The organism is Burkholderia sp. 22PA0106 (assembly GCF_047497155.1).
Classification (GTDB): Bacteria; Pseudomonadota; Gammaproteobacteria; order Burkholderiales; family Burkholderiaceae; genus Burkholderia.
The window spans coordinates 751,317-776,450 of sequence record NZ_CP163163.1; the positions used below are offsets into that span (position 1 = coordinate 751,317).

A 25,134-nucleotide genomic window follows, 5' to 3' on the forward strand; every position below is an offset into this window, starting at 1 on the left:
TTCCGAACTCATGAAAAGGAACCGGCCGTGAATCCCGCCGCGATGCAATCCGCCGCCGACGCGTCGAAGACGCGCAGCTCCAACGCGCTGGGCCGTCTCGGCCCGATGCGCCGGTTTATCGCGCCGGCCGTCGCGCGGCCGTTCGCGATCGTCGAGGCCGCCGGGTTCGTCGCGCTGGTGCTGGCCGTGAGCCGCCTGTGTTCGCCGCACGATCCGCTGCTGTTGCAGGCGGGTTTTCCGTGGTTGTGGTTCGCGCCGATGATCGTCGCGCTGCGCTACGGCACGCTGCTCGGGCTGTTCGGCGGCGCGCTGATGGTGGCCGCCTGGAAGCTCGGCTATCCGCCGGGCGCGCCGTGGCCCGTGATGATGTTCGCGGGCGGCCTGCTGCAGACGGTGATCGCCGGCCATTTCGGCGACACCTGGGGCCATCGGGCGCGGCGCGCCTCGACCATCAACGACTATCTGAACGAACGGCTTGTCGCGATCACCAACAGCCACTACCTGATGCGCCTGTCGCACGAACGGCTCGAAAAGGATCTGCTGTCGAAGCCCACCACGCTGCGCGACTCGATCACCGAACTGCGGCGCCTGTCGGTCAGCGCCGAGCCGCGAGGCCCGGCCGAGGCCCCCGCGCCGCTGCGCGCGCTGCCGTCGGTGGCGGGGATGCTCGAATTCGTGGCGCAGGTGTGCCAGATCGAGATCGGCGCGGTGTTTCCGGTGCGCGACGACCGGCCCGCGACCGAGGCGGTGGCGCATGTCGGCGACGCGTTCTCGCTGGTCGCGAGCGACGATCTGGTGCTGCACGCGCTGCGCACCAGGAGCGTCGCGCACTTGCGCGGCGAAAGCGCCGACATCGCGCAAACCGATTACCTGGTGTGCGCGCCGCTGGTGAGCGCCGACGGCGAGGTGATCGCGCTGCTGGTGGTGCGGCGCATGCCGTTCCTGTCGCTGAACTTCGACAGCCTGCAACTGCTGCTGGTGCTGCTCGCGTATTACGCCGACGGCGTCGAGCATGCGAGCGTGGTGCGCGGCATTCTCGCCGACGTGCCGGGCTGCCCGTACGACTTCGCGCTCGATCTCGGCCGCCTCTCGCGCTTGCAGCGCGACGCGGGCATTGCGTCGTCGCTGGTGGCGCTGGCGTTTCCGCGCGGCGAGGAGGGCGATTCGCTGTTCGAGCACGTGCTGCGCCGCCGCCGCGCGCTCGACCTGATGTGGCCGCTGCAGACCGCCTCGCATTCGGTGCTGGTGAACCTGATGCCGGCCACCGATACGACCGGCGTCGACGGCTACCTGGCGCGGATCGAAAACAGTCTCGACGCGCAGTTCGGGCTCGACATGGAACGCGCGCATATCGGCGTGCACACGCTGCACCTGGGCGCGCTCGAACCGGGCGCGGCCTTGCAGCGCCTGCTCAAGCGCAGCGGCGCCGATGTCTAAGCCCGCCGCCTTCGTCTCCCTGGTCGCCTTCCTCGCAGGCGTGCTGCGCGCGCTGGCTTGCCTGCTGGTGGAGGCGCTCGCCTGGTGGGCGTGCGAGCGGGCCGGCGCGCACCTCGATCCGTTCCTGGCCGGCCTCGCGTTGCAGGCGCTCGCCGCCGCCGTGCAGGCCTGGCTGCTGCGCCCGATCCTGCCGGCGCGCTACCGCGAGCCGCGCCGCGCGACGCTCTGGCTGCTGTGGGCGCTGCTGATGTTCATGCCGCTCGCGGGCGGCCTGCTGGTGCTCGCGAGTTGCGCCTGGGCGGCGTGGTTTCCGGCCGAGCGCGAGAACGACCGGCTCGCCGAGGTGGGCCGCCCCGAGTTCATCACGCATCTGGTGTCGCGCGTCGCGCACGGCGGCGGCGCGCGCTTGCAGGCACGGCTCGTCAACACGCAGGTGTCGTCCACCGACCGGCTGACCGCGCTGGTCGCGATCCAGAGCATGCCGACCCGCACCACCGGCAGCCTGCTGCGCGAATTGCTGGCCGATCCGGTGGAGGACGTGCGGCTGATCGCGTACGGCACGCTCGATCATGCCGAGAACGAGATCATGCAGAAGATCTACGCGATGGGGCAGGCGCTTGCGAAAGCCGCAACGGATGCCGAGCGCTACGCGCTGAACCGGCAGCTTGCCGAACTGTATTTCGAACTGATCTACCAGAGCCTGGTGCAAGGCGCCGTGTACCGGCACACGCTGGCGCAGGCCGAACGGTACGCGCGCGCCGCGCTCGAGGTGGACGAGCGCGATGCCGCGCTGTGGCTGATCCTCGGCCGTCTCGCGCTCGCCGAGGGCCGCCCCGACGATGCGGGCGTGGCGATGGCGCGCGCGCTCGAACTCGGTTTTCCACGCGAGCGCCTGACGCCGTGGCTCGCCGAGGTCGCGTTCCTGCGCGGCGATTACGCGCTCACGCGCGAGCTGCTCGCCTCGCTCGGCAACGCCGCGGTGCTGCCGACGCTCAAACCGATTGTCACCTACTGGTCCCGATGAATCCGTCCCTGAACCGGCGCGCCGCCGAAGCCGATGTCTGCCTGCTGCTGGAGGGCACGTTCCCGTTCGTGCGCGGCGGCGTGTCGAGCTGGGTCAACGAGATGCTGCGCGCGTATCCGCACCTGCGCTTCGCCGTGGTGTTCATCGGCAGCCGCGAGGAGGATTACCAGGGCGCCGCGTACGCGCTGCCCGACAACGTCGTGCATTTCGAGGCGCATTACCTGTACGCGACGGCCGCCGGCGTCGAGCACAAGCCGCGCGAGGTCGCGGGCGACCCGGCCGCGTTCGCGCAATCGGCGCGGCTGCACGAAGCGCTGCGCGGCGCGAACGGCCGGCAGGGCGCGGGCGGCGACAGCAGCACGAGCGTGGCCGCGTTGATGGCGCAGATGGCGCCCACGCTCGGCGCGCACGGCACGCTCAACGAGAAGCAGTTCTCGACCAGCCGCGCCGCCTGGGATTTCATCGTCGATCAGTACGAGCGGCACTGCACGGACCCGTCGTTTACCGATTACTTCTGGACCGTGCGGATCATGCACAAGCCGCTGTGGCAACTGGCGAACGTGGCCGAGCAATTGCCGCCGGCGCGCGTGTATCACACGGTGTCCACCGGTTACGCCGGCTTTCTCGGCACGCTGCTGCACTACCGCAGCGGGCGGCCGCTGCTGGTGTCCGAACACGGTATCTATACGAAGGAACGCAAGATCGATCTGTTGCAGAGCCAGTGGATTCGCGACAATCGCGGCGCGTTCGAGCGCGACATCTCGCGCATCAGCTACTTCCGCGAGCTGTGGGTGCGCTTCTTCGAGGCGCTCGGCCGGCTCGCATACGACGCCGCCGACGAGATCGTCGCGCTGTACGAAGCGAACCGGCTGCGCCAGATCGCCGACGGCGCGCCCGCCGCGAAAACCCGCAGCATTCCCAACGGTGTCGATGTGGCGGCGCTGGCGCCGCTGGTCGAGCGACGCATCGACGGCCCGCGCCGCGTGGTCGCGCTGATCGGCCGGGTGGTGCCGATCAAGGACATCAAGACCTTCATTCGCGCGATGTTCGTCGCGTCGCACAGCATGCCGGACATCGAAGGCTGGATCGTCGGCCCGGAGGAGGAAGATCCGGCCTACGCGCTCGAATGCCGCGCGCTGGTCGAGAGCCTGGGGCTGGCCTCGCGCGTGAAGTTTCTCGGCTTTCAGCGCATCGATGCGGTGCTGCCGAAGGTCGATCTGATCGCGCTGTCGTCGATCAGCGAGGCCTTGCCGCTGGTGGTGCTGGAGGGCTTCGCGGCCGGGGTGCCGTCGATCACCACCGATGTCGGCTCGTGCCGCCAGCTGATCGAGGGCTACGGCGACGAGGATCGCGCGCTCGGCAGCGCCGGCGCGGTCGTGCCGATCGCCGATCCGGCGCAATTCGCGCGGGCCGCGCTGGCGCTGCTCGATGACGACACGCGCTGGCGCGCCGCGCAGCAGGCCGGCCTCGCGCGGGTGCGCCGCTACTACACCAAGGCGCAGATGACGGAGCGCTACGCCGCGCTCTACACCCAGCTCGCCGCCGCGCCCGATGCACGGCCGGCGGCGGGCGCGGCGGACGCAATGGGCGGCTGCCCGGTGCCGCATGGCGCCAAGCCCGCGAAGGAGAGCCGCTGATGGCCGGGATCGGTTTCGAGTTGCGCAAGATCCTGCGCAAGGACAGCTTGTTCGGCGCCGCGCGCGCCTATGCGTACGCGGGCCTGATCAGCTCGGGGCCGCTGATTTTGTCGATCTTCGGCATCCTGCTGATCGGCGTGATGAGCCTGGCGGTGGTGATCCCGAAGTTCGCGATCGTGCAGTTCCAGGTGTCGGTCACCTACCTGATCGCCTTGAGCCTGATCCTCACGGGGCCGTTGCAGCTCGCGTTCACGCGCTTCATCTCGGATCGCCTGTTCGAGAAGCGCGACGATCTCGTGCTGTCGAACTACAACGGCGTGGTGCTGGTGACGACGCTGGCCGCCGGGCTGTTCGCCAGCGTCGCGATGGCGCTCGGCTTTCGCGGCGAGACGCTCGCGTATCGCGTGCTGATGGTGGTGGGCTTCGTGGTGTTGAGCAACATCTGGATCTCGGTGATCTTCCTGTCGAGCGTCAAGCAGTACCGGCAGATTCTCTACACGTTCATGGCCGGCTACGGCTGCACGGTCGGGTTCGCGCTGTTGCTGAACCGGCACGGGCTGGCGGGCCTGCTAGGCGGTTTCGTCGCCGGGCACGTGGTGCTGCTCGCCGGCCTGTCGGGGCTGATCTACCGCGGCTATCGCGGCGGCCGGCTGATCTCGTTCGAGGCGTTCGACCGGCGCTTCGCGTATCCGTCGCTCGCGATGGTCGGTTTTCTGTTCAACCTGGGCGTGTGGATCGACAAGTTCATGTTCTGGTATTCGGCCGGCACCAGCGCGCCGGTGATCGGGCCGCTGCGCGCGTCGGTGATCTACGACATGCCGGTGTTCATCGCCTACGTGTGCGTGATGCCGGGCATGGCGGCGTTCCTGGTGCGTATCGAAACCGATTTCGTCGAGTACTACGATGCGTTCTACGACGCGGTGCGCAAGGGCGCGACGCTGCGCCATATCAACGACATGCGCGACATGATGGTGAGCAGCGTGCGCTCGGGCCTGTACGAGATCGTCAAGATCCAGGCGATCGTGCTGCTGCTGATCGTGGCGTTCGGCAGCAACCTGCTGCAGGCGCTGCACATTTCCACGCTCTACATGCCGCTGCTGACGGTCGACGCGATCGCGGCCAGCCTGCAGGTGGTGCTGCTCGGCCTGCTGAACGTGTTCTTCTATCTCGATGCGCGCGGCACGGTGCTGCGCCTGTGCGCGGCCTTCGCGCTGCTGAACGGGGTGCTCACCTGGGTCACGCTGCAGATGAGCCCGAACGCGTACGGCTACGGTTTCGCGGCCACCTTGCTGGTGCTCGTGGTGGTGGCGGTGCTGGTGCTCGACCGCAAGTTCTCGCGGCTCGAATACGAAACCTACATGCTGCACAACTGAGCGCGGGGCGGGTGAGGCCCGCCGCCGCGCGCGCGTGCGCCGCGCTTACTTGACCTTCCCGCTATCGAGCTTCTTGCCGGTATCGGCGTTGAAGCGCTCGACGTATTCCTCGATCAGCTTGCGCAGCGCGCGGCCGATCTGGCGATAGTCGGATTCGTTCAGGTTCGCGAGCGACACGCGCCCCGACGGGTGCGCGGTGCCGAAGCCGCGCCCCGGCAGCAGCACCACGCGCGCGTCGCTGGCGAGCCGGAACAGCAGATCCGACGGCTCGGTGTTCTTGAACAGCCAATCCACGAACTCGCGGCCGAACGCCTGCTCGCCGAGGAATTCGAGGTCGAGGATGGTGTAGTAGTCCACCTGGTTCGGATCGTCGTCGGCGAACGAAATGCCCACTTCCTCGTACAGCGCGCGCTTGCGGCTGCGGATCAGGCGCTTCAGCGCGTTCTTGTACGCGTCGGGCGTATCCATCAGCGAGAACAGCGAGAACAGCACCATCTGCACCTGCTGCGGCGTCGACAGGCCCGCCGTGTGATTGAGCGCCACGGTGCGGCTGTCGGCCACCAGCCGGTCGATGAACTTGAGCGAATCGGGGTCGGTCGTGATCGATTCGTAGCGCGTGTGCAGCTCGCGCTTGACCGCCTTCGGCAGTTCGCCGATCAGGCGATCGAGCACGTTGTCGCGATGCGTGGCGATGGTGCCTAGCCGCCAGCCGGTCGCGCCGAAATACTTCGAGTACGAATACACGAGGATCGTGTTCTTCGGCGCGAGCGCGAACAGGGAGACGAAATCGTCGGCGAAGGTGCCGTACACGTCGTCGGTCAGCAGGATCAGGTCGGGCCGCGCCTCGACGATTTCCGCGAGGTAGCGCAGGCTCTCGTCGCTGATCTTCACCGAGGGCGGATTGCTCGGGTTGACGAGGAAGAACGCCTTCACCTTCGGGTCGCGCAGCTTGTCGAGTTCCGCGTTCGAGTATTGCCAGTTGTTCTCGACCGACGCATCGAGATGCACGACGTTCAACTGGTAATCGTTGAGCTTCGGAATCTCGATGTACGGCGTGAAGATCGGCATGCCCAGCGCGATCGTGTCGCCGGGCTGGATCAGCCGGTTTTCGCGCATCGTGTTGAAGATGTAGGTCATCGCGGCGGTGCCGCCTTCCACCGCGAACACGTCGAACTCGCCCACGAACGGATGCTTGCCGATCATCTCGCGGCGCAGATACTGCCCGACGATCTGCTCGGACAAACTCAGCATGCGGTCCGGCACCGGGTAGTTCGAGCCGAGGATGCCCTCGCACATCTCGTACAGGAAATCGCTGGCGGACAGGCCGAGCTGATCGCGCACGTACGACACCGCGCCGCGCAGGAAGCCGATGCCGGGCTTGTCCTTTTCCTCGCGCAGAAACAGTTCGAAGCGCTCCACGATGCCGTCGCGCTGCGGAAAGCCGCCCACGCCCTCCGGCATGTAGGCGAACGAGCGCTCGGATTCGCGCATCGCGAACAGGCCGAGCTGCCAGAAGCCGTGACGCGGAATGGTGGCGAGGAAGTTCGGGTTGCCGCGCCCGGCGTTGAGCATCGCGGTGTTGGCGGGGCGTTCGACGGCGGCGCCGCCGGCCGCCTTGATCAGTTCGTCCTTCAGTTCGAACGGGCTCAGTGCCGCGAGCTTTGCCCGGTCGTCGGATTTGCGCTTGTCTTTGGCCATGATAAGGACTCCATCGTGAGTGGTCGCTCGTGGTTGCTTCGGTAGCGGCCGGCGCGACACACGTTGCGGGATGATGAAAACCGGATGCGCTATACCAGCCCCACCACCAGCGGGCCGAGCAGCGTCAGCAGCACGTTCGCCACGGCATAGGTGATGGCGAACGGCACGGTGGGCACGGCGCTTTCGGCCTTGTCGAGAATCCCGCCGAAGGCCGGGTTCGCGCTGCGCGAGCCGCTCAGCGCGCCGGCCAGGATCGCCGCGTTGCGGTAGCGCAGCACGTAGCGGCCGAACAGCATGGTCAGCAGCAGCGGGAACAGCGTGACGAACACGCCGAGCAGGAAGATCGTCACGCCGCTTTCCTTCACGGTGGCCACGGCGCGCAGCCCCGAATTGAGCCCGACCACCGCGACGAACACGGCCAGCCCGAAATCCTGCAGCAGCCGCGACGCGGCCGACGGCATCACGCCGTACATCGGATGCTTGCCGCGCATCCAGCCGAACAGCAGCCCCGCGAGCAGGCAGCCGCCGCCGGAGCCGAGCGTGAGCGGCACGCCGCCCACGTTCGCGACGATCAGCCCGAGCAGCAGCCCCACCACCAGGCCCACGCTCATGTAGATGAAATCGGTCTTGTTGGTGTAGGGCAGTTCGTAGCCGGCCGCATCGACGGCGCGCTTGGTGTCGCCCGGCGAGCCGTAGAAGGTCACGACGTCGCCGTGCAGCAGCGCCGTGTCGGGCAGCAACGGCAGAGGCTGGCCCGCGCGCGTGACGGCCGAGACGAACACGCCGTGGCGCAGCTCGCGGTCGACGTTGGCGCGCACCGCGGCGATCGTGGTGTGATTCATGCCGCGGCGCGTGAACACGCATTGGCGCGTCTGCATCACCACGCCGAAGCCGTCGGCGTCGGCGCCGGCCAGTTCGTCGCCGATGGTGCCGGCCGCATCGATGATGCCCTCGCGCCGGCCCACCAGCAGCACCACGTCGCCGGCTTGCAGCGCGAGGTCCGGCCGCGGTTCGAGCGCCTTGCCGTCGCGCCGGATCTTCTCGATGGTGAGCAGATCGCGATGCGCCACTTCGATCGCCTGCACGGTGCGCCCGGCGGCGGCGCGCACGCGATACACCCGGCCGACCAGTTCGGGCAGCGCGGCCACCTGGCCGGCAGCGGGGGCGGCGTGGCCGCCGGCCAGCTCGCGCTCGGCGTCGAGCGCGGCCTCGCGCAGGCCCTGGCCCATGAATTTCGGCAGCACGTTCACGCATACGATGATCGCGCCGAGCGAGCCGAACACGTAGGTCACGGCGTAGCCGATCGCGACATCGGCCTGCATCGATTTGACCTGATCGGCCGGCAGGCCGAGCCGCGCGATCGCGTCGCCGGCCGTGCCGATGATCGCCGATTGCGTGAGCGCCCCGCCGGCCAGCCCCGCCGCGAGCCCCTTGTTCAGATGGAACAGCTTCGCGCACACCAGCACGGTCAGCAGCGCCGACACGGCCAGGAACAGCGCCATCGCGATCTCTCGCAGCGAATTGCGGTTCAGCGAATTGAAGAAGCCGGGCCCGGAGTCGTAGCCCACCGCGTAGATGAATACCGCGAACATCACGGACTTGATGCCGTCGTCCACGGTCACGCCGGCCTGGCTGATCATCACGGCGGCAAGCAGGGAGCCGCCCACGCCGCCGAGCTGGAACTTGCCGAAATTGATCTGCCCGACGAAGTAGCCGACGGCCAGCGAAAGGAATAATGCGATCTCGGGAGATTTTTGAAAAATGTCGTGTAACCAAGTCATCGGAACCTCGCGTGCTTGAAATAATTACCAGAACATTCGATGTTTCGCCGGTTGCGGCATTGACGGGTTGCTGACGCAGGATAGCCGTAAATCGGGAGCGGTTTATTGCCGATTCGCTTTCGTGAAGCCTTGGATTTCAGGGCGGCTGCCCAAGCGTCGCGGGCATTCGCAAGTCGTTGCAGTAAAACGAGAAAAATAATGTGCGCCAGGCCGCTTGGCGAATCAAGTTTCAGGAATGCGCCGATATCGATTTTTCTTTGAATGATGCGTTTATCGAGATGACAGTTTGAATTGCTGAAACAGTGAGTGGCGTATGCGCCGTTACTCTCGGATTTTGCATGACACGTTTGCACCGGGAATCGCGCAGGCAGGTCGGCGGCATTGGCGGATTGAAACGGTGAGCGCGCTTCGCTCGGGCGCGAACGGCGCGCGCGCCGGCACCGGTGCGACCGATTCGCCTGCCGGCCAGGATGAGCAGGCAGCCAGGCATCAATTTGCTATCCTCCACGGGGTTCGTTTTTCGCGACCCGCCGCCGCCCCGCTCAACCCCGCCGTCTCAGCCAGGAACCATGCAAACCGTAGCCGTCCTCGACTTCGAAACCACCGGCCTGTCCCCCGCCCAGGGCGACCGCGCCACCGAAATCGCCGTGATCCTGTTGCGCGACGGCGAGATCGTCGACCGCTACCAGAGCCTGATGAACGCCGGGCGGCGCATTCCGTCCGACGTGGTCGCGCTCACCGGCATCACGAACGACATGATCGCGTCGGCCCCACCGGTGGCCACCGTCATGCGCGAGGCGGCGGCGTTCGTCGGCCGCCATCCCGTGGTGGCCCACAACGCGGCGTTCGACCGGCGCTTCTGGCAATCGGAGCTCGAGCAACTCGGCGAGTCGTCGGCGCACGAATTCGCCTGCACGCTGCTGGTGTCGCGGCGCATCTATCCGCACGCGCAAAGCCACCGGCTGTCGAATCTGGCCGACATGCTGCGCCTGCCGAAAACGGGCCGCGCCCACCGGGCGATGGTCGATGCGGAAATGGCGGGGCATTTGTGGTGCCGTCTGCAACGCGACATGGCGCAGACCTACGGGCTCAGTCGCGTCGATCACGCGCTGATGGCGCGCTTGCAGAAAACCAGCAAGGCGAATGTCGCGACGTTTCTGGGGACGATGGGCGGGCGTTGAGGTGGTTGGGGCGGTTGGGGCGCTTATCCTCGCACCCGCGCGTTCGCGTTTCCCATCCGTCGCGACAGCCGCCATGCGAACGTCATGCCCGCCTCGACGAAATAAAGCAGTGCGAGGCCGCCAAACACGAACACGATCAGGTCGAGCGGGCTGAACTCGTGTCCGCCATGACGCCGCACGATATCGCTGATCTCGGCATACGAGAGCGGGCTGATCGCGAACAGCCCGCCGATCAGGCAGAACAGCGTCTTGACGATGCCGCGCCGGGTCGAGCGCCACGGTGGAACCAGCGCGCGGCACAGCCCGACGCAGCCCGAGGTGGCCGTCACGAGCGCGGCGACCGATATCACGCAAGGTCCGATCCCATCGTCGCCGGTCGAGCGCAACGCACCGACCAACGTGTAGCCCGCGAAGATCCACACGCAGACCAGCAGCAGCGCCGACGGCAAGCTGCCGCCCATGCCATACAGGCAGCCCCGGGCGAAGATCACTAAATCGTGCACGTCTCGACGTGTCATGCCCGCTGGCCTCGGATTCATTTTTTCGTTATTCAAGCCGACCGAATCGCGTCGGCGGCGTCCCGCGCGCGCCTCACGACATCGCGCACACGAAACTGCTCGCCCGGTTCACATTGCCCCGGCCGACGTAACGCGGAAACCCCGGATACCGGCACAGCGGCCGGGTTCGGCCGTTGGTGGCCGGCAGGATGTCGGTGGCGAGCAGCGTTTCCGGCGAGATGTCGTGCGACACCCAGCGGTCGAGCGCGCCGAGCATGTCCACCGACGGGATGAACACGCCGTTGCCGTGCTGAAAGCCGGGCGCCATGTAGAAGCGCATGAACCCGTCCACGCGCGCCTGCCCGTAGCGCGCGACCAGCCCGTCGTAATAGGCGATCGTCTGGTTCGGGCTGATCACCTCGTCGGCCAGCCCCTGCATGGTGATCAGCTTGCCGCCGCGCGCGATGAAGCGCGACAGGTCCGGGTTCATCGCGCCGATCGTCTTCGACAGCGACACGAGCCGCGCCTGGTAGCGCCCCGGGCGCATGACGTCGAACTGGAACGCGTCGAAGGCGGTGTCGCGCGTGACGAAGTAGCGGATATACGCGTCGCCCTGCGCATACAGGTAGCCGTTCTCGTGGAACTCGGGATTCGATTGCGGATGCGGCGAGTGTGCCAGCCCGAGCCCGCTCGTGAAGCGGGTGCCCTGGAACACGTTGTAGCCGCGATAGCCGCCGACGTTCCAGGCGAGCGGGTAGGGCAGGCGCAGCCCGTCGCGCAGCAGTTCGAGCGTCGCGAGCTGCGGCTCGGTCAGGCAGCCGCCGCTGGCGCTCGCGCCGTGCGCCGTGGTGCCGGAACTGGCGACGATCCCGCTCGCCAGCGGCGCGGCGGTGGCCGACGCGGCCGAAGCCGCTGCCACCGCCGACGCAGGCTGCGCCGGGCAGCGCAGCGAATCGATGATCTCGGGCTCGCGGGTGCGGCACGCTTCGACATCGCTGACGATGCCGTCGGCCACGCCGTCGAGCGCATCGCACACCTGCAGCGTGCGTTCGTACACGCGCTCCAGCAGCCGGGGCGGCACGAAGCCGCCCGGCCTGCGGTATTCGGCATGGCCGAGCGCCACGCCCATCAGGCGCACGCCGGTGAAGTTCAGCGCGGGCGCGTTGGCGATCACGCCGTCGTAGTCGTCGGGGTAGCGCTGGATCACCGTGTAGGCCTCGCGCCCGCCGGTGGAGCCGCCCGCGAAGTACATCCTGTCGGGCGAGCGGCCGTAGCCGCGCACGATCAGCGCGCGCGCCACGTCGTGCACCTTCTTCAGGTGCGCGTAGCCGAAGTTGGTGACGGCCTCGTCGAGCAGGCCGAAGGTACCTTCGCCGGGGTTGCCGATATGGCCGGAATCGTCGCCGAACGTGGCGTAGCCCTGCGCGAGCGGGGCGATGTCGGGCGAGAACGGCGTCGGGCCGGTGCCGGTCACCACCACGCCGTTGTAGCCGCCACCGCCGAATTGCAGCGCGCGGCGGTTCCAGCGCGCGGGCAGGTTCAACTCGAAGCGGATGTCGGGCGTGCCGGCCGTGGTCGCGCGGATCACGCCGGTCAGCCGGCAATAGTCGCCATCCTGGTTGCCGACGGCGGTCGCGCCGATCGGCGTGGCGGTCTGCACGATCGCGCCGTCGGTCGGCAGCCCGATCCCGCTGGCGGGAATCTGCACGCCGGCCAGGTCGAGGCAATGGCGCGGCTGGGGAGGCTGAGGGGCGAGGTGCTGCGCGGCCGCGGAGGAACTGGCGGCGAGCGTCGCGGCGGCGAGGGCGAGTGCGAAGACGATCCGATGAGCGGGGCGCGGGCGCGCCGGATGCTGGTTCATTGCCGCGGACACGGGTTGGTGAGGGAGCGAGGCGTCAATATGACATAGATCAGGGCCAGATTCGACCGCCCGAGGCAGGCGCTGTGGCGCGCGTGCATCGCCCGCTCGCGACTGCCTAGCGCTTCTGCCCGCGCGGCTCCAGCAGGCCGCTGGCCACTTCCACGATCTGCTGCATGGCGCGCTGCAGGTGTTCGCGCAGCAACACGGCGCCGCGCCGCGCATCGCGCGCGCGGCTCAGTTCGATCATTTCGAGGTGCTCGCTGCGGGTGTTCTCGCGGATCGGCACGTTGACCACCTGGAACCGGAAGTAGCGCTCGTTCAGGTCGTTCAGCCGGCGCAGCGTGTCGATGGCCAGGTCCAGCCCGGACGGCGCGTAGAGCGTTTCGTGGAAGCGCCAGTTGAGCTGCCCCCAGGTGGTTTCGGTGGCGTGGTCCATCTCGTCGACGATCGCGCTCGCGGCGGCGTAGGTGGTTTCGTCGGAATGCGCCATCGCGCGCGAGAAGATCCACGGTTCGAGCCGGATGCGGATCTCGAAGGTTTCGCGCACCTCGTCGGCCGAAATCCCGCACACATACGCGCCCTTGTGCGGAAAGATCGTCACGAAACCCTCGCCCTGCAGCCGCGTGATCGCCTCGCGCACCGGCACGCGGCTGATGCCGAGCTCGTCGGCCAGCGCCTCCTGGCGCAGCGGGTCGCCCGGCGCGAGTTCGCCGCGCAGGATCTTGCCACGGATGATTTCCACCGCCTGCTCGACGATGGTGGTACGGACCAGCTTGCCGGAAGCGGCGGGGGACGTGGCGGCGCCACGGCGATCGGAAAGGTCTTGCATACGGATGGGGGAGCCTTGAATTCAGACGAAATCATGCCATAGCACCCGGTGCTTGACAGTAAAAATCGACTACAGCATATTGGATACAATAGTCAGTGTTCGATATCCGAGGCGATCGGCGCCTGGTCGAGCGCTGTCAGTCAGTGAGGAATTCCGTCATGCGTTGGAACAGGACATTCACGGTGGTCAACTGCCACGCCGAGGGCGAGGTGGGCAACGTCGTCACGGGCGGCGTGTTCGACGTGCCGGGCGCGACCATGTTCGAGAAGATGATGTACCTGGAGGAGCACCGCGACGACATCCGCCGCATCGCGCTGTTCGAGCCGCGCGGCTCGGCCAACCAGAGCGTGAACATCATCCTGCCGGCCACCGACCCGCGCGCGCAGATGGGCTACGTGATCGCCGAATCGACCGAATACCCGGCGATGTCCGGCTCGAACACGATGTGCGTGGTCACCGTTTTGCTCGAAACCGGCATCCTGCCGATGGTCGAGCCGGTCACGGAGCTGGTGCTCGAAGCGCCGGCCGGCCTGATCTCGGTGCGCTGCGAGTGTTCGGGCGGCAAGGTCACCAAGGTCGAGTTCACGAACCAGCCGGCGTTCGCCAACCATCTGGACGCGATGATCGAGGTGCCCGGCGTGGGCACGCTGAAGGTGGACGTGGGCTACGGCGGCATGACCTATGTGATCGTCGATGCCGAGGCGCTCGGCTTCGGCGTGACGCCCGACGAGGCGCGCGAATTGTGCGAACTGGGCCAGATCATCAAGTCGTCGGCGGCCGAGCAACTGCCTTCGCCGCACCCGCTCAATCCGCTGATCAAGGGCATCACGCAGACCGAATTCGTCATGCCGCTGCGCCGCGAGAACGGCGTGCTGACCTCGCGCAACACGGTGATCGTGTCGCCGGGCCGCTGCGACCGCTCGCCGTGCGGCACCGGCACCTCGGCGCGGCTCGCGGTGATACACGCGAAAGGGCAGATCGCGGTGGGCGAGACGTTCGTGCACGAGTCGATCATCGGCTCGCGCTTCGAGAGCCGCGTCGAATCCACCACCGTGCTCGGCGACGTGCCGGCGGTGGTGCCGGTGGTGTCGGGGCAGGCCTGGATCAGCGCGATCTCGCAGGTCGGCGTGGACCCGACCGACCGCTTCCAGACCGGCTTCACGCTGTCGGACACCTGGCTGGAGGCGGTGGACGACAAGCTGATCAAGTCCCGCAAGTAAGCCGTACCGCAACGCCGCTCGCGGCGTTGCTCCAGGCGATGTGTTCAGACGATTTGATCAGGAATACGAATGGACGGCGCGCGTTGGCGCCGGCAGTGCCCGCTTTCCCCGACAACCCGATGGCATTCACCCGCAGGACAGGACATGAAAACACTTACCCGCTTGGTTGCAGCATGTGGTCTTTTCGCGGTATCCGTGGCGGCGCTGGCCGACACCACCGTGACGCTCGGCCTGTCCGGCCCGCTGACCGGCGCGCAGGCCGGCAGCGGCAAGGATAACGAGAACGGCGCGAAGCTCGCGATCGCCGATCTGAACGCCAAGGGCCTAACGGTCGGCGGCCAGAAGGTGCACCTCGTGCTCGATTCGGAAGACGACCAGGGCGACCCGAAGGTCGGCGTGCAGATCGCGCAGAAGCTGGCCGACAGCCATGCGCTCGCGATCCTCGGGCCGAACAACTCGGGCGTGGCGATTCCGGCCGCGCGCATCTATCAGTCGGCCGGCGTCGCGATCCTGCCGGTGGCGTCCAATCCGGCGCTGACGGCGCAGGGCTACAACACGGTGTTCCGGATCGGCGCGAGCGATGCGCAACTCGGCAGCTCGATGGCCGATTTCGCGCAGGACAAGCTGAAGGCCAAGAAAGTGGCCGTGATCGACGATCGCACCGCGTACGGGCAGGGCATCGCGCAGGAGTTCATCACCGAGGCGAAGCGGATCGGCCTGACGGTGGTGGCGCGCGAGTACACGAACTCGAACGCCGTCGATTTCCGCGCGATCCTGACCAAGCTCAAGGAGCAGGCGCCGGAAGCGATCTTCTACGGCGGCTACGCGGCGCAGGCCGGCCCGATGCTCAAGCAGATGCGTTCGGCCGCGGTGTCGTCGAAGCTGCTCGGCGGCGACGGCATCTGCTCGGCCGAACTGGCGCAACTGGCCGGCGACATGTCCGCCAACGCGTTCTGCGCGCAAGGCGGCTCGTCGATCGAGAAGACCCCGGCCGGGCACGCGTTCGTCGAGCGCTACAAGGCCAGCTATCACACCGAGATGCTGGTGTACGCGTCGAACTTCTACGACGGCGTGATGATGATCGCCAAGGCGATGGAGGCCACCGGCACCACCACCGATCGCGAGAAGATCCGCGCGTATCTGGCCGGCATCAGTTACGACGGCATCGCCGGGCATTACGCGTTCGATGCGAACGGCAACCTGAAGGGTGCGCCTACCACCGTCTACACGTTCCGCAACAACCAGCTCACGCCGTATTGATGACGTAGTGGCATGACCCTGCCGCGACGTCACGCAATCGTCACGAAACCGCGCCGGTTCTTGACGATTTCTTGAGGACCCCAAAAATAGAATGCGACTGCGAAGACAAATCATTCTTGATGGCGGTGAGCGAGATGGCGGCAGGGGAAGCGGGAATCGAACGAGGCGCGCCCACGCGCCCGGTGCGGAAACAGTTCGGATGGCGTAGCAAATGGTTTTCGAACCGCCTGTTGATGGCGGGCGCGTGTTCCGCCGGGTGCATGGCGGCGCATGCGCAGAGCAGCGTCACGCTGTTCGGCGTGGTGACGGCGGGCGTGTCGTATACGAGCAATGCCGGCGGCAAGTCGCTCGTGCGCGAAACCAGCGGCGATCTGCAAGGCAGCCATTGGGGCTTCGTCGGCAGCGAGCCGTTGAGCGAATCGACGCGGGCGATCTTCCGGCTCGTCAACGGCTTCAACACCGGCACCGGCGCGGCCACACAGAACAACCGCCTGTTCGGCTATGAATCGTGGGTCGGCCTGGCGGACCGGCGCGCGGGCACGCTCACGGTGGGCCGCCAATACGATTCGGTGGTCGATTTCCTCGCGCCGATCCACAAGCCGGTGGTCGACAACCTGGCCGCGCACGTGTTCGACAACGACAACCTGAACCACGGTTTTCGCGTCAACAACGCCGTGAAGTACAGCTACGGTTCGATGGACACCTGGAAAGTCAGTGCGTTGTACGGTTTCTCGAACGACGCCGGCGCGGCGGCCAACGATCGCGTGGCCAGCGTCGGCGCGGCCTGGAACCTCGGCAGCGTGCGGGTGGCCGCGGCCTGGCTGCGGCTCGACACCGATGCCGGCCCGGCCAACGCCGACGGCGCGGTCACGCTGAGCGACCGCACGTTCGTGGCGCAGCGGCAGAGCATCTACGGCGTCGGCGCGCGTTGGCGTGCCGGGCGCGCCACCGTCGACGCGCTCTGGACGCATTCGCAGTTCGATCACCTGCAAACCATCAACGGCATCGGCTCGCTCGGCATCGCCACCGGCGACGCGAGCGCGCATTTCGACAACTTCGAGCTGAACGCGCAATACCGCTTCACGGCGGCCTTGAGCACCACGCTCGCGCTGACCTACACGGCCGCGCAGATCACCAGCAAGGCGCAGACGCACCGGCCGAACTGGTTCGAGCCGTCGCTGCTGGTCGACTACAACCTGTCGAAGCTGACCGACGTTTACGCCAGCGTGCTGTATCAGCATGCGCACGATGGCGGTTCCGGGCTGACGGCCGACATCAACCGGCAGCCGCTGGCCTCGGGCAACACGCAGATGGTGATCGCGGCGGGCTTGCGCGAACGGTTCTGAATCAGGCAGCGGCCGGCGCGTGGCGCGCATAGACCAGCGCCGCCGCCGCCAGATCCTCCAGCGCCGTGCCCACCGCCTTGAACACGGTGCGCTCGGCCGCGTTCGCGCGTCCTTGCGCTTGCCCACGGCACAGCGTTTCCAGCGTCGGCCATTGTTCTGGATTCCCGATCACCTTGCGTTCGAGCGGCCCGAGCAGGTCGCCCGATTTCTGGAATGCCTCGGGCGTATCGACGAACAGGCTGGCCTGCGCGAAGCAGGCGTCGTCGGCCTCGCGCATGGCCGGCGTGAAGCTGCCGATCAGGTCGAGATGCGAGCCCGGCGCGAGCCATTCGCCGCGCACCACCGGTTCGGTGGCGAGCGTCGCGCAGGTGACCACGTCGGCGCGCGCGACGCTGGCCGGCAGGTCGTCCACCACGCGCGCCGCGAAGCCCAGCGCGTTCAGGTGCGCGACGAGCCGCGCCGAGGCGGCCGGCACCGCATCCCACACGTCCACTTCATGAATCGGCAGCACTGCGCGGTACGCTTCCGGCACCAGGCTGCCGACGCGCCCCGCGCCGAGCAGCGTCATGCGCGTGGCGTCCGGCCGCGCGAGATAGCCGGCCGCCAGCGCCGAGGCCGCCGCGGTGCGGCGCGAGGTGATCTCGTTGCCGTCGAGTTGCGCGAGCGGCGCGCCGGTGCGGCCGTCGTACAGCACGTAGGTCGAATGCAGGCCCGGCAGGCCGAGCGCGGCATTGCCCGGGAACACGTTGACCGTCTTGATGCCCAGATAGCCGCCGTCCTGCCAGGCCGGCATGATCAGCACGGTGCCGTCGCCGCCCTCGGCGGCGATCTTGTGGTTGTGGCGCAGCGGCACGTGGCAGCCGGCCACGAACATCGCGCGCAACGCGTCGATCAGCTCGGGGAAGGGCAGCGCATCGCGCGTGGCGATCGAGTCGAGAATTTTCATGGTTGTGGACGTTCGGAAGTTCGGAAATTCGAATCGGGTTTCAGGGCATCACGGGCGGGTGGTAAGCGAGCGTCGGCGCGAGCACCCACAACATGAACACCACCAGCGGCACGTGCACGATCAGTTGCGTGAACGTGAAGCCGACCACGTCCTTGGCGCGCAGGCCGAGCACGCCGAGCAGCGGCAGCATCCAGAACGGGTTGATCAGGTTCGGCAGCGCCTCGGCCGCGTTGTAGACGGTGACGGACCAGCCGAGGTGCACCTGCAGCGCCTTGGCCGCCTCGATCACGTAGGGCGCCTCGATGATCCACTTGCCGCCGCCCGACGGCACGAAGAAGCCGAGCACGGCCGAATACACGCCCATTACGGCGGGAAACGACGCCTGCGACGAGATCGCCACGAAGAAGTGCGCGAGATGTTCCGACAGCGGCAGCCCGCCCGGCGCGGCGGCCTTGGTCAGGATGAACGCGATGCCGCCGTACAGCGGAAACTGGATCAGCACGCCGGCCGTGGACGGCACCGCCTTCGACACCGCGTTCAGGAAGCGGCGCGGCCGCCAGTTCAGCAGCATGCCGAGCAGGATGAACACGAAGTTGTAGGTGTTCAGGTTCGAGATCGCCAGCAGCGGGTTCTTCGTCGTGAACTCGTGGCCGACCCACACCAGGCCGAGCAGCACGATCAGGATCGTCACGAGCGGGCTGTATTCGAGCCATTCGCCGGGGCGGCCCGGTTTTTCGAGGTGGGTATCGATGTCGTCGAGCGACACGCCCAGGTCCTGCGCCGTGCGTGCGCGCTCGCCGACCGGTGCGGACCACGCCGCGATCAGCAGCGAGACGATCGTCAGCGCGGCCACCATCAGCATCGATTGCGGCAGGAAGATCGTTTCGGAGAACGGAATGACGCCGGTGATGGCGAGCAGCGTTTTCGGCAGGCTGTCGGGGTTCGCCTGCAATTGCGCGGCGGCCGAGCTGAGGCCGAGCGCCCAGGTCGCGCCCATGCCGAGGTAGGCGGCCGCGCCGGCCGCGCGGTAATCCATGCGCAGGCCGGTGCGGCGCGCCAGCGCGCGGGCCAGCAGGCCGCTGAACACCAGGCTGATCGCCCAGTTGAACAGCGAGGTGCCGATGCTGACGAACGCCACGAACATCACCGCGCCGCGCGCCGTGCGCGGCAGTTGCGCGAGCCGCGCGATCACCTTCGAGGCCGGCGGGGACACCGCCACCACGTAGCCGGAGATCGCCACCACGGCCATCTGCATCGTGAACGGGATCAGGCTCCAGAAGCCGTCGCCGAACGCGATGCCCACCCGCTGGGCCGGCGCGCCGACCGCCAGCGCGCCCAGCGCGACGACGATCACGGCGATCGCCGCGAAGATATACGCATCGGGGAACCAGCGTTCGGCCCAGCGCGTGACGCGCGCGGCCAGCCGTTCCAGCGTGTTGCCGTGGGCCGTGGCGGCCTCGGGCGGTGTGGCTCGTGCGAGCTTGTCCATGGTGAATTCCCCCTTGCGTGGTTTTGGCTGTGTGGTTGCGGCGGTGCGGTTATTTAGTGCTTCGGTGCTCCGGTGGCGTGCTTACGCCTCCAGAACCAGATCCGACAGCGGGATCGCCTGGCAGGCGAAGCACATGTCGGGTTCGTCGGGCGCGTGCCCCGACAGGTGATCGGTGCTGCCGCGCGCCACCCGCACCGCGCAGCTTTCGCACTGGCCGACGCGGCAGCCGCTGGGCAGCGCCACGCCGAGGCCTTCGGCGAACGCCAGCAGGCTGCCGTGCGCGGGCGTCCAGCGCGCGCTGCGGTTCGAGCGCGCGAACGTGATCGTGAAGCTCTGCGAAGCATCGCCGCGCGGCATGGCCGGCGAGCGGAACGCTTCCTTGAAGATGTCGAACGCGGGCACGCCGCGTGCGGTGAGGCCGTCGATGATCGCGCTCATCATCGGCTCGGGGCCGCACAGGTAGAAGCGCGCGCGGCGCTCGATCAGCGCGGCGTCCACCACGCCGGCGTCCAGATAGCCGGTGCGTTGATAGTCGATACCGGCGATGTCGATGACGGGCCGCGGATGCGCGTAGCAATCGATCACGCGCAGCGTGGGCAGCGCCTCGCGCAACGCGTCGATGCGCTGCCGGAACGCATGCGCCGCGCCGTGGCGGTTCGCGTAGAACAGCCACACCTCGGGCAGGGCGCGCCGCGCGCCGGCCTGCGCCAGCGATTCCAGATACGACACGAACGGCGTGATGCCGATGCCGCCGGCGAACAGCACCACCGGCTGGCGCGAATGCAGCGGCAGCACGAACGTGCCGCCGGGCGCGCGCAACTGCACGGCGTCGCCCTCGGCGAGCGCGCGATGAATATGGCTCGACATCGCGCCGCGTTCCTGGTGGCGCACCGAGATCGTGTAGCTGCGGCGGCCCGCCTGTTGCGCCGCGCCGACCAGCGAATAGGCGCGCGTCGTGCCGCGTTCGCCGAGCCCGGCGACGTGCACGGTGACGTGCTGCCCCGGCCGGTAGTCGGGCAGCGCGCCGCCGTCGCGCGCGGCCAACGTCACGCTGCGCACGCCTTCGGCTTCGTCGTGCAGGTGCGTCACCACGAAATCGCGCCAGCCGCTCCACGCGCGGCGCTCGCGCTCGAACGCCGGATCGGCTTGCAGGTCGCAGGCCAGCGCGCGCATCGGCATCGAGCCGGACAGCGGATCGTATTGCCGGCCCGACACCAGGTTGCTGAAGTTGCTGTTGAGCGGGCCGCGCGCGTCGAAGCCCGCGTAGCCGAGTTCGTCGCAGGCCTGCCACCAGCCGTATTCGGCGATCAGCACGTCGTCGGCCAGCGCCGGCTCCACGCGCGCGACGAAGCGCGCCGCGCCGTGCTCGGTGCGCAGCACCACCCAGTCGTCGTTGACGATGCCCTTGCGCGCGGCCAGCGTGGCGCTGATCTCGACCAGCGGATAGGGCGCGCGCTTGCGCAGGCGCGTCACGCCGCGATGCTGGCTGTGGCAGTAATAGCCGTTCTTGGTCGAGGTCAGCACGTACGGGTAGGCCTCGCGATCCAGGCGTGCCCCGGCGGCGAGCCCGGCCGGTGGCACGTAGGCCGGCACGGGCGGATAGCCGTGACGCAGCAGCTTCTCCGAATACAGCTCCACGCGCAGCGTTTCGGTGCGAAAGCCGCGCGGCCCGTCGGCGCCCGGCTGCGCGTATTGCCGTTCGCGCTGCGCGAGCGGGCGCGCGATGCCTTCGGGGTGTGCGCGCAGCGTCGCCACGTCGAGGCCGAGCGGCGCGAGCATGTGGTTCCAGCCGGCCTCGATGCTGCCGCCGAAGAACGCCTCGCCCATGCCGAGCCGCGTGGCCAGCGCGAACACGATGTCGTAGTCGGCTCGGCTTTCGCCGCGCGGCGCGACCATGCGCTGGCGCAGTTGCACCAGTTCCACCGCGCGCTCGTCGATCTCGAAGCCGATCCGCAGGCCCTCGCGTTCCCACGGTGTGTTGATCGGCAGGAAGATGTCGGCGTAGCGCGACGACGGCGTTTCGTACAGATCGCAGTGCACATGAAATTCGAGCTGGCTCAGCGCCGCGTGGGCCGTTTGCGCGTCGGGCTGCGACACCAGCAGGTTGGTGCCGAACGCGAACAGCGCGCGCACCTTGTACGGCTCGCCGTCGAGCATCGCGCGATACATGTCGCGCGCGGTCACCCAGCCCTGCGCGGGCGGGCCGAGCGGGCGCTCGTCGAGGCCCAGCGCCTTGGCGCGCTGTTGCGGCGGGCACAGCGCATAGGTGCTGACCGCGTTCGACGGCTGCTTGACGTACTCGCGGTTCGCGCCGCGCCGGTCGAACGCGCCGGTCAGCGCGTAGAGCGTGGCGATGGCGCGCTCGGTCTGCGTCGCGTTGGTGTGCTGGCCCACGCCCGACCACGCGTGATAGGCGATGCGGGCGCCCGGCGCGAGCAGCGCGGCGGCGCGTTCGAGCGCGTCGGGCGGCACGCCGGTGAGCGCCTCGACATGCTCGGGCGTGAACGCGTCGAGCGCGCGCGCATAGCAGGCGAAGGCCGGCTCGCACGGGATCGACGCCACCGCGTAGGTGCCGTCGAGCGCGAAATCGGCCGGCGTGGTGGCGGCTTCCTCGCCGAGCGCTTCGGCGCGGCCTTGCCTGGCGTTCCAGATCAGATGGCGGTTGGCCGCCGCGTGCGGATCGAGATCGCGCTCGCGCAGGAACCGGCCGGTGTCGCGGCGCACCAGCAGCGGCGCGTTGGTCCAGGTGCGCACGAACGCGTCGTCGTAGGCGCCGCTGGCGATCAGTTGCCGCGCGATGCCCATCGCCAGCGCCGCGTCGGTGCCCGGTTGCACGCGCAGCCACACGTCGGCCTCGCGGGCCAGCGCGGTCGGGCGCGGGTCGACCACGATCAGCTTCGCGCCGTTGCGGCGGCCCGCGGCGATCGCGTCGGCCTGCGCGAGCCAGGTATTGGCCGGGTTGGTGCCCCACAGCAGGATCACCTCCGCGTGCCGGTAATCGGCGGTGGGCATGCCGCAGCCGAACGTGAACGCGTGCGCCACGTCCTTGTGCCAGTTGCAGATTTCCGTCGCGTAGCAGATATTCGGGCTGCCGTACGACCAGATGAAGCGCTCGACCCAGTCGATGCTGTCGCTCATCGGCGTGCCGCTCGGGGTGGTCACGCCGAACGCCACCGATTCCGCGCCGTGCTCGCGGCGCAGGCTGCCGAGCCTGTCGGCGATCGCGTCGAGCGCCTCGTCCCAGCCGATCCGCACCCAGCCGGGGTCGGCCGCATCCTTCGGGGCGGTGCGGCGCATCGGATGCAGCACGCGGTGCGGGCTGTGCACCAGTTCCGGCGCGGATTTGCCTTTCAGGCACATCGCGTGGCCGGTGGGGTGCTCGCGGTCGGGGCGAACTTCGGTCAACTGATCGCCGCGCACGACGTTGATCGTGCCGCAGCGCGACCGGCAGAGCGTGCAGTAGCCCTTCTTTTCCTGCGTGGGAGGTGCGGTATCGGGTTCCATGCGACGATCCTACGAAACCACAAACGCCGCCAAATTCATCTTTTTGATCCGGCAATATCGTTTTTTTCAATATCTCGACGCCGGGAGCGCGCCATGCCGAGACAGATCACGCTGCGCCAGATCGACTACTTCGTATCGGTGGCCGATACCGGGCAGATCTCGCAATCGTCGAACCTGTGCAACGTCTCGCAGTCGTCGATGACGATCGCCCTGCAGAACCTGGAGGACGCGGTGGGCGTGCCGCTGCTGTCGCGCCACGCCAAGGGCGTGCGCCTGACCGATGCCGGCATGCGCTTCCTGCGCCACGTGCAGCAGGCCCGCCAGTCGGTCGACGAAGCCGTGGTGGCGGCGCAGGAGGAACCGGGGCAGATCGCCGGCCTGGCGCGGATCGGCATGACGGAAACCATTTCTGCCTATCTATTGCCGGCCATCATGTCGGTCGTCACGCGCCGGTTCCGCAACCTCCAGGTGGAGGTGGTCGAACGCGACCGGGAGACCATCGAACAGCAATTAATCGAAGGAGAACTGGACGCGGCGCTGTTGCTGGTGTCGAATACGGCTCTCCACGACGATTTGAAGGGCGAGACGATGATCCGCTCGCCGCGCCGCCTGTGGACGCCGCCCGACCACCCGCTGCTCGAAGCGCAGCGCGTCACGCTCGAAGATGTCGCCCAAGAGAATTTCCTGCTGCTCGACATGGACGAGCACGTCCAGACGGTTGCCCGCTATTGGGGCAAGTTCGGCGTCGCGCCGCGCGTGCGGATGCAGAGCAAGTCGATCGAGGCCGTGCGCAGCCTGGTGGCGCTCGGCGAGGGCGTGACGATCCTGTCGGACCTGGTCTACCGGCCGTGGTCGCTGGAAGGCAGCCGCATCAGCCGGCGCGACCTGAGCGTCGAGGTGCCGACCATGGATGTCGGCGCGGTGTGGCGTCGCGACGCCGTGCCGAGCCGCCAGGTGCGGGTGCTGCTGGATCTGTTCCGCTCGTGGAAACGAACCGGCCCATAGGCTTGTGCGGATGGCCGCCGGGCCGGGCAGGGTGCATCATGTCGGTCTGTGTACCGGTATCGAACGATTGAATTGACGAAAGATGAAGAAAGCAAAACCCAAACTGACTCGCCAGGATGCCGAACGCCTTTTTGCCGGGCTGCCGGGCGCCGGCCTGAGCACCGGCACCGGCACGCGTTCGGCGAGCAAGCCGGTCAACCCGTTTGGCCCGAGCCCGATGTCCACCAACCCGCTCACGCCGGTTCAGCGGCCTGACGACGAAAGCCGCCTCTGGAAGGACAACCTGATCACGCTGCCGATCGCGATCGAATTGCCGGCCGGCTATACGTCGGTGTCGCAGGTGCATGCCGCGATCGTGCGCGCCTGGCGCGTGCGGTGGGTGCGCGAGGCCGGGCACGAGGTGGTGGCCGAGTTCCCCGAGGGCTGGAAAGCCGTGCGCCCGCCCTCCGGCCCGATCGAGCTGCGCGATGCGTCGAACGCCGTGCGCGCCGTGTACGGCTGGTCCGAGGATGCCGAGGTACGCATTTTCACGCGCTACCAGGTCGAAACCCAGTCGAACAGTTCGAGCGGCATGGGCAGCCTGCTGATTCGCGACCGCGCGACCGGCAAGATCCTCGAACGCTCGTCGATCTGGTCGGCCATGACCGGCAACCGGCACCCCGAGTGGCAGCGCCTGTCGGGCTGGCTCGCCGAGCATTTCCCGCAACACCGCGATCCGTTCCGCTACTGGGACGATTGCGAAGCCGGCGCGGCCGAGAGCACCCAGCCGGCCTGATTCTCTCCGGCGTTGCCGGACAACCCATGGCTTGAAACGCCCGAGGCATTGCCGGCCTGCGGGTTTCCTATTGCCGGTGTCGATGCACCGGGATGACGGGCTTGCCGTATCCGCTTGTGTGCCCTCGACAATTACGCTGTAATAGCGCGCATTCCGATTTGTGCCGCGATTCAGCGTCACCGGATTATCAGAAAATCAAACGAATCGCATGCGTCCGGAACCGGCCTGTTGCCGGGCACATGAAATTTCGATGAAACAGCGCGGCGCGTTC

At 67.9% G+C, this 25,134-nt stretch carries 18 protein-coding genes; 10 read left to right on the plus strand and 8 right to left on the minus strand.

Annotated features, from left to right (window positions below; genetic code table 11):
- The first annotated feature begins 27 nt into the window (after positions 1–27).
- From AB4850_RS18290 to pelG, 4 genes are read left to right on the plus strand one after another with little or no spacing between them, the layout of a single operon-like run.
- The gene (locus AB4850_RS18290) at positions 28–1,437 is read left to right on the plus strand and encodes a PelD GGDEF domain-containing protein (RefSeq protein WP_414444423.1); all 1,410 of its coding nucleotides are present in this window, start codon (positions 28–30) and stop codon (positions 1,435–1,437) included.
- Positions 1,430–2,461 carry a tetratricopeptide repeat protein gene (locus AB4850_RS18295; protein WP_414444424.1) on the plus strand — a complete coding sequence of 344 codons (1,032 nt, stop codon included), beginning with the start codon at positions 1,430–1,432 and terminating at the stop codon, positions 2,459–2,461. The genes AB4850_RS18290 and AB4850_RS18295 overlap by 8 nt, the downstream gene beginning before the upstream one ends.
- Entirely contained in the window at positions 2,458–4,098 is a 1,641-nt protein-coding gene (gene pelF, locus AB4850_RS18300; RefSeq protein WP_414444425.1) for a GT4 family glycosyltransferase PelF, read from the plus strand. The genes AB4850_RS18295 and pelF overlap by 4 nt, the downstream gene beginning before the upstream one ends.
- Positions 4,098–5,471, plus strand: coding sequence for an exopolysaccharide Pel transporter PelG (pelG, locus tag AB4850_RS18305; RefSeq protein ID WP_414444426.1), 1,374 nt, complete (start codon positions 4,098–4,100; stop codon positions 5,469–5,471). The genes pelF and pelG overlap by 1 nt, the downstream gene beginning before the upstream one ends.
- 45 nt (positions 5,472–5,516) lie before the next feature.
- Here the strand turns inward: pelG and AB4850_RS18310 are convergent, their stop codons facing one another.
- Together AB4850_RS18310 and aspT are read right to left on the minus strand one after the other, a co-directional pair.
- Positions 5,517–7,169: a bifunctional aspartate transaminase/aspartate 4-decarboxylase gene (locus tag AB4850_RS18310; RefSeq protein WP_414444427.1), complete on the minus strand. Its 1,653-nt coding sequence runs from the start codon at positions 7,167–7,169 to the stop codon at positions 5,517–5,519.
- An 89-nt stretch (positions 7,170–7,258) separates the two neighbouring features.
- The gene (gene aspT, locus AB4850_RS18315) at positions 7,259–8,950 is read right to left on the minus strand and encodes an aspartate-alanine antiporter (protein ID WP_414444428.1); all 1,692 of its coding nucleotides are present in this window, start codon (positions 8,948–8,950) and stop codon (positions 7,259–7,261) included.
- A 569-nt stretch (positions 8,951–9,519) separates the two neighbouring features.
- Between aspT and AB4850_RS18320 the strand changes: the two genes are divergently transcribed.
- The gene (locus AB4850_RS18320; RefSeq protein ID WP_414444429.1) at positions 9,520–10,131 is read left to right on the plus strand and encodes a PolC-type DNA polymerase III; all 612 of its coding nucleotides are present in this window, start codon (positions 9,520–9,522) and stop codon (positions 10,129–10,131) included.
- Between the two features lie 23 nt (positions 10,132–10,154).
- On the opposite strand, the gene AB4850_RS18325 is transcribed toward AB4850_RS18320, so the two are convergent.
- From AB4850_RS18325 to AB4850_RS18335, 3 genes are all read right to left on the minus strand, one after another.
- On the minus strand, positions 10,155–10,649 hold the full coding sequence (locus AB4850_RS18325) for a hypothetical protein (RefSeq protein WP_414444430.1): 495 nt from the start codon (positions 10,647–10,649) through the stop codon (positions 10,155–10,157).
- A gap of 73 nt (positions 10,650–10,722) precedes the next feature.
- Positions 10,723–12,489 (minus strand): tannase/feruloyl esterase family alpha/beta hydrolase, encoded by a 1,767-nt coding sequence (locus AB4850_RS18330; protein WP_414444431.1) that lies wholly within the window; start codon positions 12,487–12,489, stop codon positions 10,723–10,725.
- A 115-nt stretch (positions 12,490–12,604) separates the two neighbouring features.
- Positions 12,605–13,318: a GntR family transcriptional regulator gene (locus AB4850_RS18335; protein ID WP_414444432.1), complete on the minus strand. Its 714-nt coding sequence runs from the start codon at positions 13,316–13,318 to the stop codon at positions 12,605–12,607.
- A 158-nt stretch (positions 13,319–13,476) separates the two neighbouring features.
- Between AB4850_RS18335 and AB4850_RS18340 the strand changes: the two genes are divergently transcribed.
- The 3 genes from AB4850_RS18340 (at position 13,477) to AB4850_RS18350 (ending at position 17,144) form a co-directional block, all read left to right on the plus strand.
- Entirely contained in the window at positions 13,477–14,538 is a 1,062-nt protein-coding gene (locus AB4850_RS18340; RefSeq protein ID WP_414444433.1) for a proline racemase family protein, read from the plus strand.
- A gap of 144 nt (positions 14,539–14,682) precedes the next feature.
- Entirely contained in the window at positions 14,683–15,798 is a 1,116-nt protein-coding gene (locus AB4850_RS18345; protein ID WP_414444434.1) for a branched-chain amino acid ABC transporter substrate-binding protein, read from the plus strand.
- 233 nt (positions 15,799–16,031) lie between these two features.
- The gene (locus AB4850_RS18350) at positions 16,032–17,144 is read left to right on the plus strand and encodes a porin (RefSeq protein WP_414444435.1); all 1,113 of its coding nucleotides are present in this window, start codon (positions 16,032–16,034) and stop codon (positions 17,142–17,144) included.
- A gap of 1 nt (position 17,145) precedes the next feature.
- Here AB4850_RS18350 and AB4850_RS18355 read toward each other — a convergent pair whose 3' ends face one another.
- The 3 genes from AB4850_RS18355 to AB4850_RS18365 all read right to left on the minus strand — a co-directional run bounded on the left by AB4850_RS18355 (position 17,146) and on the right by AB4850_RS18365 (position 23,083).
- On the minus strand, positions 17,146–18,090 hold the full coding sequence (locus tag AB4850_RS18355) for an ornithine cyclodeaminase family protein (RefSeq protein WP_414444436.1): 945 nt from the start codon (positions 18,088–18,090) through the stop codon (positions 17,146–17,148).
- Positions 18,091–18,130: 40 nt separating this feature from the next.
- Positions 18,131–19,579: a short-chain fatty acid transporter gene (locus tag AB4850_RS18360; RefSeq protein ID WP_414444437.1), complete on the minus strand. Its 1,449-nt coding sequence runs from the start codon at positions 19,577–19,579 to the stop codon at positions 18,131–18,133.
- Between the two features lie 81 nt (positions 19,580–19,660).
- A complete protein-coding gene (locus AB4850_RS18365) occupies positions 19,661–23,083 on the minus strand; it encodes a molybdopterin-dependent oxidoreductase (RefSeq protein ID WP_414444438.1) in 3,423 nt (1,140 codons plus the stop codon).
- Between the two features lie 93 nt (positions 23,084–23,176).
- Between AB4850_RS18365 and AB4850_RS18370 the strand changes: the two genes are divergently transcribed.
- Positions 23,177–24,088 carry a LysR family transcriptional regulator gene (locus AB4850_RS18370; RefSeq protein WP_414444439.1) on the plus strand — a complete coding sequence of 304 codons (912 nt, stop codon included), beginning with the start codon at positions 23,177–23,179 and terminating at the stop codon, positions 24,086–24,088.
- Positions 24,089–24,170: 82 nt separating this feature from the next.
- Entirely contained in the window at positions 24,171–24,863 is a 693-nt protein-coding gene (locus AB4850_RS18375; protein ID WP_414444440.1) for a hypothetical protein, read from the plus strand.
- Positions 24,864–25,134: the final 271 nt, after the last annotated feature.

What these genes read in the sequence shown, in the direction of transcription:
- AB4850_RS18295 (WP_414444424.1), top strand. Translation starts at nt 1,430, where the DNA reads ATGTCTAAGCCCGCCGCCTTCGTCTCCCTGGTCGCCTTCCTCGCAGGC.
- AB4850_RS18335 (WP_414444432.1), bottom strand. Translation starts at nt 13,318, where the DNA reads ATGCAAGACCTTTCCGATCGCCGTGGCGCCGCCACGTCCCCCGCCGCT.
- AB4850_RS18320 (WP_414444429.1), top strand. Translation starts at nt 9,520, where the DNA reads ATGCAAACCGTAGCCGTCCTCGACTTCGAAACCACCGGCCTGTCCCCC.
- AB4850_RS18360 (WP_414444437.1), bottom strand. Translation starts at nt 19,579, where the DNA reads ATGGACAAGCTCGCACGAGCCACACCGCCCGAGGCCGCCACGGCCCAC.
- pelF (WP_414444425.1), top strand. Translation starts at nt 2,458, where the DNA reads ATGAATCCGTCCCTGAACCGGCGCGCCGCCGAAGCCGATGTCTGCCTG.
- AB4850_RS18325 (WP_414444430.1), bottom strand. Translation starts at nt 10,649, where the DNA reads ATGACACGTCGAGACGTGCACGATTTAGTGATCTTCGCCCGGGGCTGC.
- pelG (WP_414444426.1), top strand. Translation starts at nt 4,098, where the DNA reads ATGGCCGGGATCGGTTTCGAGTTGCGCAAGATCCTGCGCAAGGACAGC.
- AB4850_RS18345 (WP_414444434.1), top strand. Translation starts at nt 14,683, where the DNA reads ATGAAAACACTTACCCGCTTGGTTGCAGCATGTGGTCTTTTCGCGGTA.
- aspT (WP_414444428.1), bottom strand. Translation starts at nt 8,950, where the DNA reads ATGACTTGGTTACACGACATTTTTCAAAAATCTCCCGAGATCGCATTA.
- AB4850_RS18370 (WP_414444439.1), top strand. Translation starts at nt 23,177, where the DNA reads ATGCCGAGACAGATCACGCTGCGCCAGATCGACTACTTCGTATCGGTG.
- AB4850_RS18340 (WP_414444433.1), top strand. Translation starts at nt 13,477, where the DNA reads ATGCGTTGGAACAGGACATTCACGGTGGTCAACTGCCACGCCGAGGGC.
- AB4850_RS18350 (WP_414444435.1), top strand. Translation starts at nt 16,032, where the DNA reads ATGGCGGGCGCGTGTTCCGCCGGGTGCATGGCGGCGCATGCGCAGAGC.
- AB4850_RS18330 (WP_414444431.1), bottom strand. Translation starts at nt 12,489, where the DNA reads ATGAACCAGCATCCGGCGCGCCCGCGCCCCGCTCATCGGATCGTCTTC.
- AB4850_RS18375 (WP_414444440.1), top strand. Translation starts at nt 24,171, where the DNA reads ATGAAGAAAGCAAAACCCAAACTGACTCGCCAGGATGCCGAACGCCTT.
- AB4850_RS18355 (WP_414444436.1), bottom strand. Translation starts at nt 18,090, where the DNA reads ATGAAAATTCTCGACTCGATCGCCACGCGCGATGCGCTGCCCTTCCCC.
- AB4850_RS18310 (WP_414444427.1), bottom strand. Translation starts at nt 7,169, where the DNA reads ATGGCCAAAGACAAGCGCAAATCCGACGACCGGGCAAAGCTCGCGGCA.
- AB4850_RS18365 (WP_414444438.1), bottom strand. Translation starts at nt 23,083, where the DNA reads ATGGAACCCGATACCGCACCTCCCACGCAGGAAAAGAAGGGCTACTGC.